Below are 20207 nucleotides of genomic sequence, written 5' to 3' on the forward strand. Positions count from 1 at the left end.
ACACCAGGTTCGCGGTGCTGGTATCGCCGTCTGCATCGGTGATGGTGTAGGTGAAGGTTTCAGTGCCGTTGCCGCCGCCGTGCAGGTTTTTGAAGTCTGCATCGTTGGTGTTGAGGGTGTAGGTGTATGTGCCGTTGGCGTTCAATACCAAGGTGCCGTAAGTCCCGGTGAAGGTGCCTGCGGTGATTGGGCCGGCATTCGGCCCGGTCGGTACGCGGTCGGCGCCTTGCACGTCGTTGGTCAGGACGTTGCCGCTCAATGTGAGGTTGGTTTCCGAAGCGGTGCCGGCGTTGCTGTCGTCCACGCCTTTTGGCAGGTCGTCGACGATGTTCACGTCCAGCGTGGCGTTGGCGGTGGTGCCGTTGTCATCGACCACGGTGACGGCGAACTGCTCGTTGAGCACGTTGGCGCCGTTGGCGGTTGGATGCGCTTCGTTGTCGACCAAGGTGTAGCTGTAGCTGACGACGCCGGTTGCCGCGTTGAAGCCGGTGATGGTCAGCGTGCTGCCCAGTGGCGTGGTCACCGATTGCGGGAAGCCTGCCGCCACGCCATTGGTGACCACGGCAATGCCGCCGATGGTCAGGGTGGTGACACCATCGAGAGCAGTGATGGTGAAGGTGCCGCTTTGGGTCAGCGCTGGGGCATCGGGGCTGCTGCCGTCACCGAGGTTTTTTTCGTAAACGGTGAGCTCGCCGCCGTTCACGTCGAGGCCATTGATGATCACCGGATCGTCGTTGTTGTGGATCTGCAGGACGAGGTTGGCGGTGCTGGTATCGCCGTCGGCATCGGTGATGGTGTAGGTGAAGGTCTCGGTGCCGTTGCCGCCGCCGTGCAGCGCTTTGAAATCGGCGTCGCTGGTGTTGAGGGTGTAGGTGTAAGTGCCGTTGGCGTTCAGCACCAATGTCCCGTAAGTCCCGGTGAAAGTGCCGGCGGTGATCGGGCCAGCGTTTTCGCCGACAGGTACGCGGTCGGCGCCTTGCACGTCGTTGGTCAGGACGTTGCCGCTCAATGTGAGGTTGGTTTCCGAAGCGGTGCCGGCGTTGCTGTCGTCCACGCCTTTTGGCAGGTCGTCGACGATGTTCACGTCCAGCGTGGCGTTGGCGGTGGTGCCGTTGTCATCGACCACGGTGACGGCGAACTGCTCGTTGAGCACGTTGGCGCCGTTGGCGGTTGGATGCGCTTCGTTGTCGACCAGGGTGTAGCTGTAGCTGACGACGCCGGTTGCCGCGTTGAAGCCGGTGATGGTCAGCGTGCTGCCCAGTGGCGTGGTCACCGATTGCGGGAAGCCGGCAGCCACACCGTTGGTGACCACGGCGATGCCGCCGATGGTCAGCGTAGTAACGCCATCCAGCGCGGTGATGGTGAAAGTGCCGCTTTGGGTCAGGGCTGGCGCATCGGGGCTGCTGCCGTCACCGAGGTTTTTTTCGTAAACGGTGAGCTCGCCGCCGTTCACGTCGAGGCCATTGATGATCACCGGATCGTCGTTGTTGTGGATCTGCAGCACGAGGTTCGCGGTGCTGGTGTCGCCGTCGGCATCGGTGATGGTGTAGGTGAAGGTCTCGGTGCCATTGCCACCGCCGTGCAGCGCTTTGAAATCGGCGTCGCTGGTGTTGAGGGTGTAGGTGTAAGTGCCATTGGCATTCAGCACCAATGTCCCGTAAGTCCCGGTGAAAGTACCGGCAGTGATCGGGCCGGCGTTTTCGCCGACAGGCACGCGGTCAGCGCCTTGCACGTCGTTGGTCAGGACGTTGCCACTCAAGGTGAGGTTGGATTCCGAGGCAGTCCCGGCGTTGCTGTCGTCCACGCCTTTTGGCAGGTCGTCGACGATGTTCACGTCCAGCGTGGCGTTGGCGGTGGTGCCGTTGTCATCGACCACGGTCACGGCGAATTGCTCGCTCAGCACGTTGGCGCCGTTGGCGGTTGGATGCGCTTCGTTGTCGACCAGGGTGTAGCTATAGCTGACGACGCCGGTGGCGGCGTTGAAGCCGGTGATGGTCAGCGTGCTGCCCAGTGGTGTAGTCACCGATTGTGGGAAGCCTGCGGCTACACCGTTGGTGACGACGGCGATGCCGCCGATGGTCAGCGTGGTGACGCCATCAAGAGCTGTGATGGTGAAGGTGCCGCTCTGGGTCAGGGCTCCCGAATCCGGCGCGCTGCCGTCGCCGAGGTTTTTCTCGTAGACGGTGAGTTCACCGCCCTCGACGTTCAACCCGTTGATGACCACAGGATCGTCGTTGTTGTGGATCTGCAAAACGAGGTTCGCGGTGCTGGTGTCGCCGTCGGCATCGCGCAGGGTGTAGGTGAAGGTCTCGGTGCCGCTGCCACCACCGTGCAAGGCTTTGAAGTCGGCATCGCTGGTGTTCAGCGTGTAGGTGTAAGTGCCGTTGGCATTCAGCACCAGGGTGCCGTAAGTGCCGGTGAAGGTGCCACCGACCACCGGGCCACTGTTGGGGCCGACGGGGATCCGGTCGGCGCCCTGGGTGTCGTTCGGCAGCACGTTGCCGGTCAGGGTCAGCAGGGTTTCCGAGGCGGTGTTCGGATTGGTGTCATCGACAGCCTTGGGCACGTCGTCGGTGATGTTGACGTCCAGCGTGCCGGTGGCGGTGTCGCCATTGCTGTCGCCGGCGATCACGGTGAATTGTTCGCTGAGGTTATTGGCACCGTCGCCCGCCGCGTGGGTTTCGTTGCCGTTGAGGGTGTAGCTGTAGCTGACCGTGCCGGTGGCCGGGTTATAGCCAGTGATGGTCAGGGTGTTGCCCAGTTGCGTGGTGATCGATTGCGGGAAACCGATCGGCACGCCGCCGACAATCACGTTAATGCCGCCGATGCTCAGGCTGCTCAGGCCGTCCGGCGCCGACACCGTGAAGCTGCCGGTCTGGGTCAGCGCGCCAGGGTTGGCGGCGGAACCGTCGGGCAGATTGGCTTCGTTGAGGGTCAGTTCGCCGCCAGGTACGGACAGGCCGCCGAGGGTCACCGGGTTATTGACCGGCGGTGGTGGCGGAACAATCGGGGCGGCCTGGCCGTCACCGTTGTCGATTACAGCGTTATGCCGTTCTTCGGGAAACTCGGGGATGCCGTTGAAACCGGCTGTCGGGAAACCGATGACCGGATCGACCCGGCCCGCCACTTCGGTCAGCAACACAAAACTGTGGCCGCCGCCCAGGCCACCTGGCGCGCCACCGGTTGCTCCGGGGCCGGCCGCTGTCGCTTCGGCGGTTTTGGTCGGGTCATCGCCGGCGGCAATGGCTTTCTGGATCTGTTCGACGTCGGTCAGTTGCGACTCGCTCGGGGTCACCGCTTCCGGAGCATTGACGTGGGCGGCCTGATCGGCGAGCAACTGGCCGGTCATGGTCAGGCTGCTGTCCCGACCGAGGGTCAGCTCCTGGCCATTTTGCAGATGGACGGCAACCGCGCCCTCCGCCCCGGTGATCAATTGATCCCCTGCAAACAGCCGATCGCCTTCGACCAATGGGCGGCGAATGCCGTCTGCCGATTGAGCGAAAACCTGACCAATGACTTTAGTGACGATCCCGATGAGCGTTGCCATGTGCATTCCTCCGCTGCCGACCACCGTCGGCGCTGGTTCGCGAAGCAGCCCATGGCTCAAGCGGGTTGTCGGGGCGACGCTCGCACCTCGACAGTTCGTTTCGCAGGTTGCGCAAATCCAGAAACGCCAGCGCCATCAAGCACTTGGAATCTCTGTTCGATGCAGCAGGCCCACTAACGCTACGTAACGGTGGTGAATCACCCGAGTGACAAAAAAATGTCGCTCATCAGCCGCTACGCGTCCCTCCCCTTTAGCAGTACTTCGCCGTATGTCGCAAAGTGAGTGGAACTTTCCTCAAGCCTTTCTGTGCTCCCTAAAGCTCATAAAACAAAGGCTTTCGAGTGGAACAATGTGCTGGATTTGGCGAACCGCATAAGTTTTTTTTGGCATAACCCATATGAAAATTTTTTCTTAGCTACGCTTCAGGATGTTCTTAGCTCTGTTGTTACAGGCATGAAACGCTTTCTACTAAAAATATCGTCAATAAATTGGCGACAGCGGAACACCATCAGGACTCAGGGAGATGCACCCATGCGCGTACTAACCCCCCTCTGCAGCGCGGTTTTGCTGGCCATGGCTTGCACTTCCCAAGCCCAGGCCATGAACCTCACCGAAGCGATCCAGAGCACCATCGCCACCCACCCGGAACTTGCCTCGCGCGTGGACGCGCGCCTGTCAGCTGATGAACAGGTGAAAGTCGCCAAGGGCGGCTTCTATCCGTCGGTGGATCTGAACGCTGCTTACGGGCGCGGTTACAGCGACAACACCAACACCCGGGCCTTCGGTAATCACCACACCGAAATCCTCAATTACACCCAGTCCGAGTTGCGTCTGCGGCAGATGCTGTTCGACGGTTTCAACACTGCCAACGAAGTCGAGCGCACCAAGGGCGTTTCCAACTCGCGCGCCTATTACGCGCAAGGCACCGCCCAGGACCTGGCCCTGCGCACCATCGAGGTCTACCTCGAAGTGCTCAAGCGCCGTGAACTGGTGACCCTGGCCAGGAACAACCTGCAGGCACACTTGCGCGTCAACGATCAGATCGGCCTGCGCACCGAGCGCGGCGTGGGCAGCACCGCCGACTCCGATCAGTCGGTCGCCCGTAAGGCGCTGGCACAGAACAACCTCGACACCGCCGAAGTCGATCTGGCCGACGCCGAGTCGAACTTCTACAGCGTGGTCGGGCGTATGCCGGATGAACTGGAACCCCCCGCATCGACCCGTGGCGAGTTGCCCGCCACCCTGCCCGAAGCCCAGCAGAGCATGGTCGAGAACAACCCGTACCTGAAATCCGCCCAGGCTGACGTGCAATCGGCCGAGAGCCAGTACGAAGTCGCCAAGTCGCCGTTCTACCCACGCTTCGATGCGGAGGCGGCAGTCGGCGCCAACAACAACGTGCAGGGCGACGAGGGCCACGACAACGAATGGCGGGTCGGTGTGGTGATGAACTACAACCTGTTCCGTGGCGGCAGCGACAAGGCACGACTGGCCTCCGACGCGCACCAGATCAACCAGGCGATGGACATCCGCAACAACGCCCTGCGCCAGCTCAACGAGAACATTCACCTGGCCTGGAACGCCATGGTCAACGCCAAGAAACAGACCCCGACCGCCCGCGAATACGCCGAAACCACCAAGCGTGTGCGCGCCGCGTATCAGGATCAGTTCGGCCTCGGCCAGCGCACCCTGCTCGACCTGCTCGACAGTGAAAACGAGCTGTACAACGCCAACCGTCGCTACACCGAAATCCGCTACACCGAGGAATACTCGATGTACCGCGTGCTGGCGAACATGGGCCAGTTGTTGAACAAGCAGCGGATCGTGCTGCCGGCCGATGCGATTGCCGCGACCGAGGTGAAGAACGAAGCACGCTTGCCCGAGCTGAAATAACCACGCTGCCGGAGCTGTCGAAAGCTGTGATCTGATCGTTCCCACGCTCTGCGTGGGAATGCAGCCCGTGACGCTCCGCGTCACTGGACGCAGAGCGTCCCTAGAGGCATTCCCACGCGGACGGTTCGACGCCTCGACGTGGGAACGATCAACTGAAGTAGTGCCAGGGGAGCGATCAATATGACCAGCATGCAACCCGGTAACACCGGGATCGATCCGCGGCTGAGCTTCGATGACCCGTTGCTCGACGGTCTGTTGATCCTCTGCAAACTACACGGCGCGACAGTCAGTCGCGCCAGCCTGAGCGCCGGGCTGCCCCTGGACAAACAACGCCTGAGCCTGGACCTGCTGCCCCGCGCCGCAGCCCGGGCCGGGTTGCAGGCGCGCTTGCTGCGCCGGGAACTCAAAGACATTTCTCCGCTGAACCTGCCGGTGCTCTTGCTGTTGGGCAACGGGCGTACGGCGGTGCTGCGGCGTTTTGCCGAAGACGGCAAGGCGCTGATCCTGCCCAGTGAAGCCGACGGCGGTGAGCAATGGGTCAGCCGTGAAGAACTCACCGAACACTACAGCGGCCAAGCCTTGTTCGCCCGGCCACGGCATGAACTGGAAGACCTGCGCTCGCCGCTGGTGCCACGGGTGCAGGCGTGGTTTCGCGACACCCTGAAGCTGTCGAAATGGCTGTACAGCGACGCGATCCTCGCCAGTTTCCTGATCAACCTGCTGGGCCTGATGGTGCCGCTGTTCGTCATGCAGACCTACGACCGCGTGGTGCCGAACCAGGCCACCTCAACATTGTGGGTGCTGTCGATCGGGTTGCTGATCGGCACCGGTTTCGAACTGGTGCTGCGAGTGGTGCGTGCGCACCTGCTGGACACTGCCGGCAAGAAGACCGACGTGATCCTTTCCGCGACTTTATTCGAGCGCATCACCGGCATGTCGATGAAGGCCCGGCCGGCGACCATCGGCGGATTCGCCCAGAGCATTCACGACTTTCAGGGCCTGCGGGAATTTCTCACCGCCGTGACCCTGACCAGCCTGATCGACCTGCCTTTCGTGGTGTTGATGCTGGTGGTGATCGGCCTGCTCGGTGGCTGGCTGGTGGTGATTCCGCTGCTGGCGTTTCCGATCACGATCGTGTTCGCGATGATCATTCAGGCCCGCCTGCGCGACACCGTGCAGAAAAGCCTGAGCCTCGGCGCCGAGCGCCAGGCGTTGCTGATCGAAACCCTCGGCGGCCTGGAAACCCTCAAGGCGTGCAGCGCCGAAAGCGAGCGCCAGCACAAATGGGAAAGCACCCATGGCGCCCTCACCCGCCTCGACAGCCACGCCCGTAATCTCTCGGCGCTGGCCACCAACGGCACGCTGTTCATCCAGCAGTTTTCGGGGATGGCGACGATTGTGGCCGGGGTCTACAGCATCATCGCCGGCAACCTAAGTGTCGGCGCGCTGGTGGCCAGTTACATGCTCGGCAGCCGCGTGCTCGCGCCACTGGGCCAGATCGCCGGGCTGATCACCCGCTACCAGCAAGCGCAACTGACCATGAAAAGCACCGACGCGCTGATGTCCCTGCCTCAGGAGCGCGACGGCAAACAACGGCCGCTGGAACGCACGCAACTGCAAGGCGCGCTGGATGCCAACGCGGTGACTTTCCACTACAACGGCCAGAACGCGCCGGCCCTGAGCAACGTCAGCTTCAGCGTCAAACCCGGCGAGCGGATCGGCATCATCGGCCGCAGCGGCTCGGGCAAAAGTACGTTGGCGCGACTGGTGATGGGCTTCTACGAACCGGAAGAAGGCCAGTTGCTGCTCGACGGCCTCGACCTGCGGCAACTGGATGTCGCCGACCTGCGCCAGCAGATCGGTTACGTCGCCCATGACCTGCCGCTGCTGGCCGGCAGCCTGCGTGACAACCTGACCCTCGGCGCCCGCTATATCAGCGATTCACGGATGCTTGAAGTGGCCGAACTGACCGGCGTCACCGAGCTCGCCCGCCAGCACCCGCAAGGCTTCGACCGGCCGGTGGGCGAGCGCGGGCAACTGCTCTCCGGTGGCCAGCGCCAAGCCGTGTTGCTGGCACGGGCGCTGTTGCTCGACCCGCCGATCATGCTGCTCGACGAACCCACCAGCGCCATGGACAACAGCAGCGAAGACGTCCTGCGCCAGAAGCTGCACGGCTGGGTGCAGGGCAAAACCTTGCTGCTGGTCACCCACCGCACCTCGATGCTGAGCCTGGTGGACAGGTTGCTGGTACTGGACAACGGCCGGATCGTCGCCGACGGTCCGAAAGAAGCGGTCATCGATGCACTGCGCAAGGGCCGGGTCGGCTCGGCAGCGGTCTAGGAGTTGCCCCATGTCTGCTTCCTCCTCTTCAAAACCGCGCGGCTACTTCGACAGTTTCGGTAAAAGCGCCGAAGCCGAATTCATGCCGGAAACCGCCGGCGCCTCGTTGCAGGATTCGCCGCGCTGGTCGCGCATCACCGTGTGGCTGGCGGCGGCGCTGCTGATCAGCGCGCTGGTCTGGGCCAAGTTCGCCGTGCTTCAGGAAGTGACCATGGGCGAAGGCAAGGCGATTCCGTCGAGCAAGGTTCAGGTGATCCAGAACCTCGAAGGCGGGATCGTCACCGAGATCTTCGTGCGTGAAGGGCAAATGGTCAGCAAGGGCGACACCTTGCTGCGTCTGGATGACACGCGGTTTCTGTCGAACAAGGGTGAGAGCGAGGCTGATCGTTATGCGCTGACCGCGCAGGTCGAACGCTTGTCCGCCGAAGCCGAAGGCCGGCCGTTCAAGCTCTCGGACGAGGTGATCGCCAAGGCCCCGCAAGTCGCCGAGGACGAGCGCTCGCTGTACGAGCAGCGGCAACGGCGACTGGCCAGCGAGCAACGCACCCTCAGCGAACAGCTGCGGCAGAAGGCACAGGAGCTGGCGGAGTTTCGGTCGAAACAGGGGCAATACAGTTCGAGCCTGGCGCTGCTGCAACAGGAAATGAACATGTCGGAACCGCTGGTGAAAACCGGCGCGGTATCGCCTGTGGAGATCCTCCGTCTACGCCGTAGCGCAGTGGAAATTCGTGGCTCGTTGAATGCCACGACGCTCGCCATTCCCCGGGCCGAATCGGCGATCAACGAGATCAAGAGCAAGATCGACGAATCGGAACAGACCTTCCGCTCCGAAGCGGCCAAAGAGCTGAACGAGAAACGCACCGACCTGTCGAAAATCACCGCGTCGAGCATCGCCATCGACGACCGCGTCAGCCGCACCACTGTGACTTCGCCGGTGCGCGGGGTGATCAAGCAGATGAAGGTCAACACCATCGGCGGCGTGGTGCAGCCGGGCAGCGACATGGTGGAAATCGTGCCGCTGGAAGACAACCTGTTGATCGAAGCCAAGGTCCGGCCGCAGGACGTGGCGTTCCTGCATCCGGGTCAGAAAGCCATGGTCAAGTTCAGCGCCTACGACTACACGATCTACGGCGGACTCAGCGCCAAGCTTGAGCTGATCGGCGCCGACACCATCACCGACGACAAGGGCAACAGCTTCTACCTGATCCAGGTGCGTACCGACAAAAATCATCTGGGCGGGGATGTGAAACCGTTGCTGATCATTCCGGGGATGGTGGCGACGGTGGACATCATTACCGGGGAGAAAAGCGTGCTGGATTACCTGCTCAAACCGGTGCTGAAGGCCCGGACCGAGGCGATGCGCGAGCGCTAGTGATTGATCGCTCTCACGTTGATCGTTCCCACGCTCTGCGTGGGAATGCATCCAGTGACGCTCTGCGTCACCGTCGCGAAGGGACGCGGAGCGTCCCGGGCGGCATTCCCACGCGGAGCGTGGGAACGATCAGGCGATCAGTATCAGTCCGATCAGCCTCCGTGATTCTTCTGGAAAGTCTCTTCCCCCATCGCCGCAATCTGCCCTTCAATCAACGCCTCGAACGGCTTGAGCAACGGCTCGAAAGAGACCGGCGCTTCCAGCGTCTGCAACGCCTGAACAATCGCCTCGATCGTCGACAACGCCCCCGGCCCCGGTGCCTTGCGCAGCCGATACCGGGAAACCCCACCCTCGGCCAAAGTCACTCGTGGCAACGCCGCCAGCAGCGGATTGAGGTGCAGCATCTTGCGCGCCTTGCGCCACGTGCCATCCGGCACCACCAGCAACAGCGGCTCATCCGATGCGGCGTAAGCCTGCATCGGCTGCGCATCCTCCGCCGGAAACAGCAAACGCGCCCGATACCCCGGTCGGTTCAGCAGCGCGGGCAGATCCTCGAACACTTCACCGACGATCAGCTCGGCATTGTTCAAACCGAGCGCCGCCAGCCGTGCCGTGTTGAGCGCATGATTGACCTCGCTCGGGTGCTGCAACAGCAACACCCGGGTGCGGCTGTCGAGGCTGGGGATCAGCGGGCAAAGGCAGTGGGTTTGTGGGCGCAGGCAGCGCGGGCATTGGGGTCTGGACATTGTCTTATGCCTGATTGAGCTGCGCTTTGAGCAGGTCGCGGAAAGTCTGGATCAGCGGCTCGCGGCTGCGGCCACGGCGCATGATCATGGAAAACGGCGCCTGATAACCGAAGGTCGCCGGCAGCAGCACCCGCAAATCGCCCTTGTCGGCCCAGGCCTGGGCGTAGTGCTCCGGCAGGTAACCGATGTAGGCGCCGGACAGCACCAGAATCAGCTGCGCCTCCATACTTTCCACGGTCGCGGCGCTGTGCTTGAAACCGTGGCGTGCGAGTTCGGCCTGGCTCCAGTAACCGCGACCGACCATGCGTTGCTGGGTGATGACCTGCTCGGGAATCCGCCGTTCGTTGAACAACGGGTGACGGCTGCTGCAATAAAGCCAGTGCTGCTCGCGGTACAGCGGCATGTACACCAGACCGCTCATGCGTGTGGAGAACGCACCGATGGCCAGGTCGAGGCGGTTGTCCTGCACGCCGAGTTGCAATTCGTAAGGGCTCATCACCGACAGATGCAAATGCACCGCCGGGTGTTCCTGGCTGTAGGCGCCGATGGCTTCGGCGAACGGCAGGGCCTTGTCGCTGACTGTGGAGTCGATCACCCCAAGGTTGAGCGTGCCACGCAGTTCACCCTTGAGTGCTGCGGCGTATTGCTCGAAGCCTTCGAGCTCGGCCAGCAGGCGCAGGGTTTCCTGATGGAACAGCTCGCCCTTGCTGGTCAGGCTGAAACCACCGCGCCCGCGATGGCACAGCACCAGACCCAGCGCGGCTTCGAGCTGGCTCATGTAGGTGCTGATCGCCGAGGTCGACAGGTTGAGTTCCTGCTGCGCGTTGGCAAACCCCTGATGGCGCACGACGCTGACGAAGATGCGCAAAAGTTTCAGGTCGGGTAAAGCGTTGGCCATGTCTACTCCAAGGATCGTTCCCCATAGATCGTTCCCACGCTCTGCGTGGGAATGCCGCCTTGGACGCTCTGCGTCCGCTTCACGGCTGTGACGCGGAGCGTCACGGGATGCATTCCCACGCGGACGGTTCGACGCCTCGACGTGGGAACGATCAGCGAGAAGTCTATCCATCTCCCTCTCATTAGTTTAGAAATTTCTGAACTAAGTATTTGCCCGTAGCGATTCTTCCGCCGCACTACATTTCGCAGAATCGGCCCACAGCGGTGCCCGTGACCTTGCGAATACGGTGCGCCGACATAAATAAAACAAAGACGATGAGGCCCTACCCGTGGACAAGATTCTTCACCAACCACTGGGCGGCAACGAAATGCCGCGCTTCGGCGGCATCGCCACCATGCTCCGACTCCCCCATGTTCCGACCGCTGCCGGCCTGGACGCTGCCTTTGTTGGCGTGCCACTGGACATCGGTACTTCGCTGCGCCCCGGCACCCGCTTCGGGCCGCGCGACATCCGCACCGAATCGGTGATGATCCGCCCGTACAACATGGCCACCGGCGCTGCGCCGTTCGACTCGCTGTCGGTTGCCGACATCGGTGACGTGGCGATCAACACCTTCAACCTGCTCGACGCCGTGCGCATCATCGAAGAAGCCTACGACAACATCCTCGAGCACAACGTGATCCCGATGACCCTGGGTGGCGACCACACCATCACCCTGCCGATCCTGCGTGCCATCCACAAAAAGCACGGCAAGGTCGGTCTGGTGCACATCGACGCCCACGCTGACGTCAACGATCACATGTTCGGCGAGAAGATCGCCCACGGTACGACCTTCCGCCGCGCCGTCGAAGAAGGTCTTCTGGACTGTGACCGTGTGGTGCAGATTGGTCTGCGTGCGCAGGGTTACACCGCTGACGACTTCAACTGGAGCCGCGATCAGGGCTTCCGCGTTGTTCAAGCCGAAGAGTGCTGGCACAAGTCGCTGGCACCGCTGATGGCCGAAGTGCGCGAGAAAGTCGGTGGCGGCCCGGTGTACCTGAGCTTCGACATCGACGGCATCGACCCGGCCTGGGCGCCTGGCACCGGCACCCCGGAAATCGGTGGTCTGACGACCATTCAGGCGATTGAAATCGTTCGCGGCTGCCAGGGCCTCGACCTGATCGGCTGCGATCTGGTAGAAGTCTCGCCCGCTTATGACACCACCGGCAACACCTCGCTGCTGGCCGCCAATCTGCTGTACGAAATGCTCTGCGTACTGCCAGGCGTGGTCCACCGCTGAGGGTCGGGTCATGAACGAACGTGATGAGGTTCTGAAAGCGGCCGCCGATCTGGTGTCCGCCTTCGCCCGCAACGATCGCGAAGCCTACTTCGGTGCATTCAGCAGCGACGCGAGCTTCGTGTTCTACACCCTCGAACAGCCCCTGCTGTCGCGCGATGCCTATCAGGCGTTGTGGGACAGCTGGCGCGCCGAGGATGGCTTCGAGGTGCTGTCCTGCACCTCGAGCAACGCCTTCGTCAGCCTGCAGGGTGACGTGGCGATTTTCATCCATGACGTGGCCACCGAGCTGCGCATGCAAGGGGAGCAACACTTCAGCCAGGAGCGCGAGACGATTGTTTTCAGAAAACAAGCGTCGAGCCTAGAACAACAAGGCCATTGGCTGGCCTGCCACGAACATTTGTCCGCAATGCCGGAAGGGCTGCCATCCCCTTAGCCAAGACAGGTGACGCTCACGCACGATGAGCGCGCCTTTATGATCGGAGCAGATCATGAATAACAACAACAAAGACCAAAGCCTTACGCAGATTGAAACCCACGGGGTCGAACAGATCCCGGACAACGAACGCACCGCCGGTCCCGTGGATTTGTTCCGCATGATCTTTGGCGGCGCGAACACCTTTGCCACCGCCGTACTCGGCAGTTTCCCGGTGCTGTTCGGCCTGTCCTTTCAGGCGGGCGTCTGGGCGATTGTCTCGGGCGTGCTGCTTGGCTCGCTGATCCTTGCACCGATGGGCCTGTTCGGCCCGCTCAACGGCACCAACAATGCCGTGTCGTCCGGTGCACACTTCGGCGTGCACGGGCGGATCGTCGGTTCGTTCCTGTCGCTGCTGACCGCCATCGCCTTCTTCTCGCTCTCGGTGTGGAGTTCGGGAGATGCGTTGATCGGTGGTGCGAAACGCCTGATCGGCCTGCCGGAAACCGACCTGACCCTGGGCCTGGCCTACGGTCTGTTCGCAATTCTGGTGCTGACCGTGTGCATCTACGGCTTCCGCTTCCTGCTGTGGGTGAACAAGGTCGCGGTGTGGAGCGCAAGCCTGCTGTTCCTGCTGGGCATCTTCGCTTTCGCCGGTCCTTTCGATTCGCACTACGCCGGTACTGTCAGCCTCGGCCAGCCGGGCTTCTGGGCCGCGTTCATCGGCGCCGCGCTGGTGGCCATGAGCAACCCTATTTCCTTCGGCGCGTTCCTCGGCGACTGGGCCCGCTATATCCCGCGTGAAACCTCGCGTCAGCGGATCATGGCGGCGGTGGTGCTCTCGCAGATCGCCACCTTCATCCCGTTCCTGTTCGGCCTGACCACCGCGACCATCGTGGCGATCCAGGCACCGGACTACATCGCAGCCAACAACTACGTCGGCGGTCTGCTGGCGGTGTCGCCGAGCTGGTTCTTCCTGCCGGTGTGCCTGATTGCAGTGATTGGCGGCATGTCCACCGGCACCACCTCGCTGTATGGCACCGGGCTGGACATGTCGAGCGTGTTCCCTCGCCTGCTGTCGCGAGTGAAGGCGACGCTGCTGATCGGCGTGCTGTCGATTGCCTTCATCTTCATCGGGCGCTTCGCGGCGAACCTGGTACAGAGCGTGTCGACCTTCGCCGTGCTGATCATCACCTGCACCACTCCGTGGATGGTGATCATGATCATCGGCCTGGTGGTGCGTCGCGGCTTCTACTGCCCGGACGACCTGCAAGTGTTCACTCGCGGCGAACAAGGCGGACGCTACTGGTTCAGCCACGGCTGGAACTGGCGCGGCCTGGGCGCGTGGATCCCGAGCGCAGCGGTCGGCCTGTGCTTCGTCAACCTGCCGGGGCAGTTCGTTGGTCCACTCGGTGAGTTGGCCGGCGGCATCGACATCAGCCTGCTGGTGACCCTCGGTCTGGCCTCGGTGATGTACCTGATGCTGCTGAGCCTGTTCCCGGAACCGGCGCTGGTCTACGGCCCGAAGGATCCCCGGAGCAAAGGCGCGCATGCGCCGGCTGAAGCGGCGCTGCGTCAGGCCGCCTGATTAACCCTGTGGGAGCGGGCTTGCCCGCGAATGCGATCTGTCAGTCACATCACTTTTGAATGTGCCGACGCCTTCGCGAGCAAGCCCGCTCCCACAAGGGCAGCCTCATAGAACCAATTTTGTTTCACCATAAAAAAGACAATCGGAGACACGCCATCATGGCTTTGGATTTATTCGTCGTCCTCATCTACGCCGCCGGCATGCTCTTGCTCGGCTACTTTGGCATGCGCAAGGCCAAGACCAACGAGGACTTCCTGGTCGCCGGGCGTAACCTCGGCCCGAGCCTGTACATGGGCACCATGGCCGCGACCGTTCTCGGTGGCGCGTCCACCGTCGGCACCGTCCGCCTCGGCTACGTGCACGGCATTTCCGGTTTCTGGCTGTGCGCGGCACTGGGTTGCGGCATCGTCGCGCTGAACCTGTTCCTGGCCAAGCCGCTGCTGAAACTGAAGATCTACACCGTTACCCAGGTCCTGGAAAAACGCTACAACCCGATGGCCCGCTCGGCGAGCGCGGCGATCATGCTGGCCTACGCACTGATGATCGGCGTGACCTCGATCCTCGCCATCGGCACCGTGCTGCAAGTGCTGTTCGGCCTGCCGTTCTGGATCTCGGTACTGCTCGGCGGTGGCGTGGTCGTGGTGTACTCGGCCATCGGCGGCATGTGGTCGCTGACCCTGACCGACATCGTCCAGTTCATCATCAAGACCGTCGGCCTGATGTTCATCCTGTTGCCAATCTGCCTGTACCGCGTTGGCGGCTGGGACGAGCTGGTGCTGAAACTGCCGGCCACCGCCTTCAGCTTCACCACCATCGGCTGGGACACGATCATCACCTACTTCATGATCTACTTCTTCGGCATCCTGATCGGTCAGGACATCTGGCAACGGGTGTTCACCGTCAAGAACGAAAAAGTCGCTCAGTACGCCGGTAGCTTCGCGGGCATCTACTGCATCCTCTACGGCCTGGCCTGCGCCCTGATCGGCATGGCGGCGCACGTACTGATCCCGGATCTGGACAACGTCAACAATGCCTTCGCCGCGATCGTCAAACTGTCGCTGCCGGACGGTATCCGTGGTCTGGTGATCGCCGCTGCCTTGGCCGCGATGATGTCCACCGCCAGCGCCGGCCTGCTCGCCGCCGCCACCACCCTGACCGAAGACCTCCTGCCGAAACTGCGTGGCGGCAAACAGTCGAGCCTGGGTGTGAACCGTCTGTTCACCCTGCTGACCGGCATCGTGGTGCTGGGCATCGCGCTGGTGGTCAACGACGTGATCAGCGCCCTGACCCTCGCTTACAACCTGTTGGTGGGCGGCATGCTGATCCCGCTGATCGGTGCGATCTTCTGGAAACGCGCGACCACTGCCGGCGCCATCGCCAGCATGGGCCTGGGTTTCGCCACCGCCCTGCTGTTCATGTTCAAGGATGGTCTGGATGCCAACACGCCGATCTACTACAGCCTGGCTGTGGGTCTGGTGAGCTTTGTGGTGGTCAGCCTGATTTCCCGTCGCCCAAACGTGGTGGCCAGCGCGATCTAAGCTGAACACAACGACTTGATGCTTTCTTCGGCGGGTGTGGCGTCGGTTGCCACACCCGTTTTTTTCGTCTCAAGGAAAGTGCTTATGAAGATTGTTTCTCGCGATCAGTGGTTCGAAGTGCAAACCCTGAGCGACGGCATTCGGCTGATTCACGAGCCGTTCATCCGCCCGTTCTACCGCTGCAACCTGTGGCACGTTCAGGGGCGGGACAAGGATCTGCTGCTCGACAGCGGTTCCGGGCTGGTGAGTCTGCGCGAGCAACTGCCGTGGCTGACCGAACGGCCGCTGGTGGCGGTGGCCAGTCATTGCCATTTCGACCACATCGCCGGGCATCACGAATTTGCCGAACGGCTGGTCCATCCCGCCGAGGCGGACATTCTGGCAGCGCCGGATGGCGAGAACGATCTGAGCCGGGCCTTCGTCGGCGACGACATGTTCGAAGCGCACCCGGATTGCCCGTTGTGCTACGCCGAATACCGGGTCAAGGCGGCGCCGGCCACCGGGTTTGTCGAGGATGGCGATGTGCTGGACCTGGGCAATCGCACGTTGCAGGTGCTGCACACGCCGGGGCATTCACCGGGCGGGATCAGCCTCTACGAAGCGGCCACGGAGACACTGTTCAGCGGCGACATCATTTACGACGGGCCGTTGATCGAAGACGCCTACCATTCCAACCTCGATGATTACGCCGCCAGCCTGCGCCGTTTGCAGGGGTTGAAGATCCGCACGGTGCATGGCGGGCACTTCGGCAGTTTTTCCGGAGAGCATCTGCGCGGGATGATTGACGAATGGTTGCGCCGGCACGCCTGAGGCCTGCTGTACTTCAGTCAGACTAACAACACAAAGATCTGCCATGAGAAGAGCTGCCGTGCGTGCTGCCGTGCACCGGTTCATCCTGCGCCTGCTGGAAAATCGTGAATTCGACGACAACACCAGCCTCGCGCAACTGGGGCTGGAAAAAGCGGATATCGAGGATCTGATCTTCCATCTGGAAGATGAATTCGGACTGACGGCCTTCACCGCCGAAGAGGACCGGATGCTCAAGACCGCGAAAACCGCGAATGACCTGAGCCGGTTTCTGATGGAAATCGGGCGTCACTGAAAACAAAAGATCGCACCCGGCCGCCACTCCAATGGAGTGACGGCCGGGTGCGATCTTTTGTCGTTTAAATCCTTTGATCCTTCAAAGCGGGGCATTACCGCCGACGTGGCTGACGCCGACGCTGTTCGTCATCGGTGCGAATCGGGACCGGTTGCAGAGGCGGTTCGATCAAGCCGAGGGCAACACCCAAATCGTGCAGCCAGTTTTGAATTTTCTCTTTCATCGTCATGCCCCCTTCAGGGTGGTGCTGAGCGTCCGGAATTCTGAGGCCGCTTCGCACTGATAATAGTCCGAAGTCCTACGCAATGCTCGGCCAAATCCGCAATGATCTGTTACTGAATTGATCCAAATCCCTGACCGTTCGTTCAAGCCGTTTCCCGCACGTCTTCGCCAGCCACGGGATAGAGCGCCTGCTGCTGTTCGATCCACGCATTGAGGTTGGCGCCGACCATGCCCCGGCGCCACATGAGCCATGTTGTCGCACTGGCAAAAGGCTCGGCCAGCGGGTGCACCGCCACGCTTTCGCGCCCCGGCAGGCTGGCGAGCATCGACTCCGACATCAGCGCCACGCCGCTGCCGGCAATCACGCAGGCGAGCATGCCCTGATAGGACTCGATCTCCATCGCCCGACCCATCGCCGCCTGATAATGCGCGAACCACGCTTCCAGCCGCGCGCGATAGGCGCAGCCATGGCGAAAGGTGAATACCGCCCGCCCTTCGACATCCCTGGCGCTGCGTATCGGCGGGTGATCGGCCTCGCTGATCAGCACCAGCCGTTCGTTGCACAGCGGCACACCATCGATCCCGGCCAGTTGCGGCGGGCCGTCCACCAGCGCGGCGTCGAGGCGACCGGTGAGCAGGCCTTCGAGCAATTCACCGCTGGGCCCGGACTGCACCTGAAGATTCACCGCCGGATATTGCTTGTGATAGCGCGCCAGCAGCGCCGGCAAATGGATCGCCGCCGTGCTGTACAGCGTACCGAGCACGAAATCCCCCGCCGGTTGCCCGCCCATCACCGCTGCACTGGCCTGATCGCGCAGGGCGAACAGTTTGCCGGTGTAGTCCAGCAGGACTTTTCCCGCAGGCGACAACTGCAAACGCTGACGCTCACGGACGAACAGTTCGACACCCAGTTGCTCCTCCAGCTGTTTGAGCCGGGTCGACAGGTTCGACGGCACGCGGTGCAAACGTTCGGCGGCGCGGGTAATCGAGCCCTCCTCCGCCACGGCCTGGAAGATCCGCAATTGGCTGAACTCCACAACCTTTCTCCTGAACTGAACAAGTTACTCACTATTATTCAATTTTAAAGAAAGTCAATCAGTCCTAGCCTGACGGTCACTGAACCTCCAACGGAATCCAGACCATGTCGCCGCTGATTCGCTTATCCGCCTGTTTCATTGCCCTGATGATGGCCATGGGCATCGGGCGTTTCGCCCTCACCCCGCAACTGCCGCACCTGCTCAGCGAAGGGCAGATCGACCTGACGGCCGCCGGTCTGATTGCGGCAGCCAACTACCTCGGTTACCTGCTCGGCGCGGTGGATGCGATGTTTTCCCGTCGGCCCAATCAGGTGCAGCGGCGCCTGCATGGCGGTCTGTGGTTGTGTGTGTTGCTGACGCTGGCGTCGTTCTGGGCCAACGGGTTCTGGTCGCACCTGTTGCTGCGTTTCGGCACCGGTGTGGCGAGTGCCTGGGTGCTGGTGATGATTACTGCGCTGAGTCAGCCGCTGGCTGCGGCGGCGGGTCGTCCACGTCTGGGAGCGCTGGTGTTTGCCGGGCCGGGGCTGGGGATTTTTCTGACTGGGCTGTTGGCGCTGTTCTCACATCTGGCGCAGCAGACTTCCGCCACCCTGTGGCTGATTTACGCCGCCGTGGCGCTGGTGATGTTGCTGGGAATCGTGCGGATCCTGCCGCAACCGGGCGTCGGTGTGCCGGCCGCACCGACTGCGGCAAGTTCATCGAATCGTGGCATTGGGCGTTTGGCGGTGGTGTATGCCTTGTATGGCGTGGGCTACATCATCCCGGCCACGTTCCTGTCGCAGATGGCCAACGCGCAGTTTCACGGGCAATGGCAGGCCGATCTGTTCTGGCCGTGCTTCGGCCTCGGCGCAGCGATTGGCGTGTTGCTGGTGAGTTTGCGACGGCACGATCCGGAAACCACCCGGCACTGGTTGATGGCGACGCTATGGTTGCAGGCTGCCGGGGTGTTCGCTTGCCTGTTGGGCAGCGGCCTCGGCCTGGCATTGGGCGTGATCCTGTGCGGCACGCCGTTCCTGGCCTGCATGCAATTGGTGATGCAACGCTCCCGGGAACTGGCGCCCCACGCCACCCAGCGCAACGCCGGCCTGCTCACCGCATGCTTCGCCGTCGGTCAGCTCAGCGGGCCGTTGCTGGCGGCGGTCAGCAGCCACTTCAGCGGCGGCCTGCAACCGGCGCTGGTGATCGCCGGCAGCGGCCTGCTGATTGCCGGCGGTCTGGCGTGCAAATCGGTTACGGCTGGCCGAGGGCTTTGCGCAGGCGCCGACGCACCCACTGTTCCGCGCTGACGAAAGTGATGCCGAGCAACACCAGCACCGCGCCGATGATGAAGTTCAGGCTCAGTTCTTCGCCGAGCAGCACCACGCCGAACGTGACGCCGAACAACGGCGTCATGAAGGAAAACACCGCGAGGTTGGCCGCCAGATAACGACGCAGCAGCCAGAACCAGGTCAGGTAACTGAAGAACGACACCACCAGCCCCTGGAACAACACGCTGCCCACGGCCACGACGGTCAGACTGACGTGGGTGATCTGGCCGCTGAGCAGCGCGATCAGCAACAGGCCGATGAAACCGACGATCAGCTGATAGAACAGGGTCAGGGTCACCGGCGCTTCCGACAGACGCGAGGCGCGCACCACCACGGTGGTCGCGCCCCAACTGGCACCGGCCAGCACGCCGAGGGCATCGCCCATCAACATCCGGCGGTCGAGGTTGTCCCACGACACGCCGCCGGCAAACGCCACGGCAATCCCGACGAACGCGAGGAAAATCCCCAGCCATTGCACCGGCCGCAGACGCTCGCTCGGCAACAGAAAATGCACGCCCAGCGCGGTGAAGATCGGCGCGGTGTAGAGGAACACCGACATGTGCGCCGCCGTGGTCAACTGCAAGCCTTCGGAGATGAACAGGAACTCGAGCCCGAACAAGGCACCGGCCAGCAAGCCGCCGCGCCAAGTGTTGCCGACCTGATCCCAGCCGCCCTTCCAGCAGATCAGCAGTCCTACCAGCAACGCGGAAATCCCCGACCGCCCCGCCGCCTGCATAACCGGCGCAATGTCGGTCGCCGCCCACTTGATCATCACCTGCTGCACGCCCCAGATCAGGCACAGGCCGATCATCACTTGCAGGGCAAACCCGTCGGCACTGCGCCGACTGACGCTCACCTCGACACCTCTAACACACACAACATGGCAGTTTTTCCAATGGTCAAACAAAGCCCCGGCTCTTTGTCCGGGG

The 20207-nt window shown here is 62.4% G+C and carries 16 protein-coding genes; 10 read left to right on the plus strand and 6 right to left on the minus strand.

The window, feature by feature from the left end; all coding sequences use genetic code 11:
* On the minus strand, positions 1 to 3547 hold a 3547-nt coding region (locus K5E37_RS05930), incomplete at its 3' end, for a retention module-containing protein (protein WP_221533368.1).
* Positions 3548 to 4078: 531 nt separating this feature from the next.
* Here K5E37_RS05930 and K5E37_RS05935 point away from each other — a divergent pair.
* The 3 genes from K5E37_RS05935 (at position 4079) to K5E37_RS05945 (ending at position 9149) form a co-directional block, all read left to right on the plus strand.
* Positions 4079 to 5437, plus strand: coding sequence for a TolC family outer membrane protein (locus K5E37_RS05935; RefSeq protein WP_221533369.1), 1359 nt, complete (start codon positions 4079 to 4081; stop codon positions 5435 to 5437).
* Between the two features lie 180 nt (positions 5438 to 5617).
* Positions 5618 to 7777, plus strand: a complete 2160-nt coding sequence (locus tag K5E37_RS05940; protein WP_007956599.1) for a type I secretion system permease/ATPase — start codon at positions 5618 to 5620, stop codon at positions 7775 to 7777.
* Positions 7778 to 7787: 10 nt separating this feature from the next.
* Entirely contained in the window at positions 7788 to 9149 is a 1362-nt protein-coding gene (locus tag K5E37_RS05945; RefSeq protein ID WP_085605682.1) for an HlyD family type I secretion periplasmic adaptor subunit, read from the plus strand.
* Between the two features lie 152 nt (positions 9150 to 9301).
* Here K5E37_RS05945 and K5E37_RS05950 read toward each other — a convergent pair whose 3' ends face one another.
* Positions 9302 to 9895 (minus strand): tRNA-uridine aminocarboxypropyltransferase, encoded by a 594-nt coding sequence (locus K5E37_RS05950; RefSeq protein ID WP_127797250.1) that lies wholly within the window; start codon positions 9893 to 9895, stop codon positions 9302 to 9304.
* Positions 9896 to 9899: 4 nt separating this feature from the next.
* Entirely contained in the window at positions 9900 to 10793 is an 894-nt protein-coding gene (locus K5E37_RS05955) for a LysR family transcriptional regulator (protein WP_007956593.1), read from the minus strand.
* Positions 10794 to 11121: 328 nt separating this feature from the next.
* Here K5E37_RS05955 and speB point away from each other — a divergent pair, with 328 nt between their 5' ends.
* The 6 genes from speB (at position 11122) to K5E37_RS05985 (ending at position 16712) form a co-directional block, all read left to right on the plus strand.
* Positions 11122 to 12072, plus strand: a complete 951-nt coding sequence (speB, locus tag K5E37_RS05960) for an agmatinase (protein ID WP_003222717.1) — start codon at positions 11122 to 11124, stop codon at positions 12070 to 12072.
* Positions 12073 to 12082: 10 nt separating this feature from the next.
* Positions 12083 to 12505 (plus strand): nuclear transport factor 2 family protein, encoded by a 423-nt coding sequence (locus K5E37_RS05965; protein ID WP_221533370.1) that lies wholly within the window; start codon positions 12083 to 12085, stop codon positions 12503 to 12505.
* A gap of 55 nt (positions 12506 to 12560) precedes the next feature.
* Positions 12561 to 14072 (plus strand): cytosine permease, encoded by a 1512-nt coding sequence (locus K5E37_RS05970; RefSeq protein WP_007956582.1) that lies wholly within the window; start codon positions 12561 to 12563, stop codon positions 14070 to 14072.
* 158 nt (positions 14073 to 14230) lie between these two features.
* Positions 14231 to 15610 (plus strand): sodium:solute symporter, encoded by a 1380-nt coding sequence (locus K5E37_RS05975; RefSeq protein WP_221533371.1) that lies wholly within the window; start codon positions 14231 to 14233, stop codon positions 15608 to 15610.
* Between the two features lie 84 nt (positions 15611 to 15694).
* Positions 15695 to 16420 (plus strand): MBL fold metallo-hydrolase, encoded by a 726-nt coding sequence (locus K5E37_RS05980; protein ID WP_221533372.1) that lies wholly within the window; start codon positions 15695 to 15697, stop codon positions 16418 to 16420.
* Between the two features lie 43 nt (positions 16421 to 16463).
* A complete protein-coding gene (locus K5E37_RS05985) occupies positions 16464 to 16712 on the plus strand; it encodes a hypothetical protein (RefSeq protein ID WP_007956577.1) in 249 nt (82 codons plus the stop codon).
* Positions 16713 to 16806: 94 nt separating this feature from the next.
* Here K5E37_RS05985 and K5E37_RS29570 read toward each other — a convergent pair whose 3' ends face one another.
* Positions 16807 to 16935 (minus strand): PA1414 family protein, encoded by a 129-nt coding sequence (locus K5E37_RS29570; RefSeq protein ID WP_003184145.1) that lies wholly within the window; start codon positions 16933 to 16935, stop codon positions 16807 to 16809.
* 142 nt (positions 16936 to 17077) lie between these two features.
* Positions 17078 to 17971 carry a putrescine utilization regulator PtrR gene (gene ptrR / locus K5E37_RS05990; protein ID WP_007956575.1) on the minus strand — a complete coding sequence of 298 codons (894 nt, stop codon included), beginning with the start codon at positions 17969 to 17971 and terminating at the stop codon, positions 17078 to 17080.
* A gap of 104 nt (positions 17972 to 18075) precedes the next feature.
* Between ptrR and K5E37_RS05995 the strand changes: the two genes are divergently transcribed.
* On the plus strand, positions 18076 to 19257 hold the full coding sequence (locus K5E37_RS05995) for an MFS transporter (RefSeq protein WP_221533373.1): 1182 nt from the start codon (positions 18076 to 18078) through the stop codon (positions 19255 to 19257).
* On the opposite strand, the gene K5E37_RS06000 is transcribed toward K5E37_RS05995, so the two are convergent.
* Positions 19202 to 20134, minus strand: a complete 933-nt coding sequence (locus tag K5E37_RS06000) for a DMT family transporter (protein ID WP_221533374.1) — start codon at positions 20132 to 20134, stop codon at positions 19202 to 19204. The genes K5E37_RS05995 and K5E37_RS06000 overlap by 56 nt on opposite strands.
* Positions 20135 to 20207 lie beyond the last annotated feature (73 nt).

It is taken from the genome of Pseudomonas sp. RIT778 (assembly GCF_019718735.1).
GTDB lineage: Bacteria > Pseudomonadota > Gammaproteobacteria > Pseudomonadales > Pseudomonadaceae > Aquipseudomonas > Aquipseudomonas aphyarum.

Coding starts and splice junctions, on each gene's coding strand:
- K5E37_RS05935 (WP_221533369.1), top strand. CDS start 4,079: ATGCGCGTACTAACCCCCCTCTGCAGCGCGGTTTTGCTGGCCATGGCT.
- K5E37_RS05940 (WP_007956599.1), top strand. CDS start 5,618: ATGACCAGCATGCAACCCGGTAACACCGGGATCGATCCGCGGCTGAGC.
- K5E37_RS05945 (WP_085605682.1), top strand. CDS start 7,788: ATGTCTGCTTCCTCCTCTTCAAAACCGCGCGGCTACTTCGACAGTTTC.
- K5E37_RS05950 (WP_127797250.1), bottom strand. CDS start 9,895: ATGTCCAGACCCCAATGCCCGCGCTGCCTGCGCCCACAAACCCACTGC.
- K5E37_RS05955 (WP_007956593.1), bottom strand. CDS start 10,793: ATGGCCAACGCTTTACCCGACCTGAAACTTTTGCGCATCTTCGTCAGC.
- K5E37_RS05965 (WP_221533370.1), top strand. CDS start 12,083: ATGAACGAACGTGATGAGGTTCTGAAAGCGGCCGCCGATCTGGTGTCC.
- K5E37_RS05970 (WP_007956582.1), top strand. CDS start 12,561: ATGAATAACAACAACAAAGACCAAAGCCTTACGCAGATTGAAACCCAC.
- K5E37_RS05975 (WP_221533371.1), top strand. CDS start 14,231: ATGGCTTTGGATTTATTCGTCGTCCTCATCTACGCCGCCGGCATGCTC.
- K5E37_RS05980 (WP_221533372.1), top strand. CDS start 15,695: ATGAAGATTGTTTCTCGCGATCAGTGGTTCGAAGTGCAAACCCTGAGC.
- K5E37_RS05985 (WP_007956577.1), top strand. CDS start 16,464: ATGAGAAGAGCTGCCGTGCGTGCTGCCGTGCACCGGTTCATCCTGCGC.
- K5E37_RS29570 (WP_003184145.1), bottom strand. CDS start 16,935: ATGAAAGAGAAAATTCAAAACTGGCTGCACGATTTGGGTGTTGCCCTC.
- K5E37_RS05995 (WP_221533373.1), top strand. CDS start 18,076: ATGTCGCCGCTGATTCGCTTATCCGCCTGTTTCATTGCCCTGATGATG.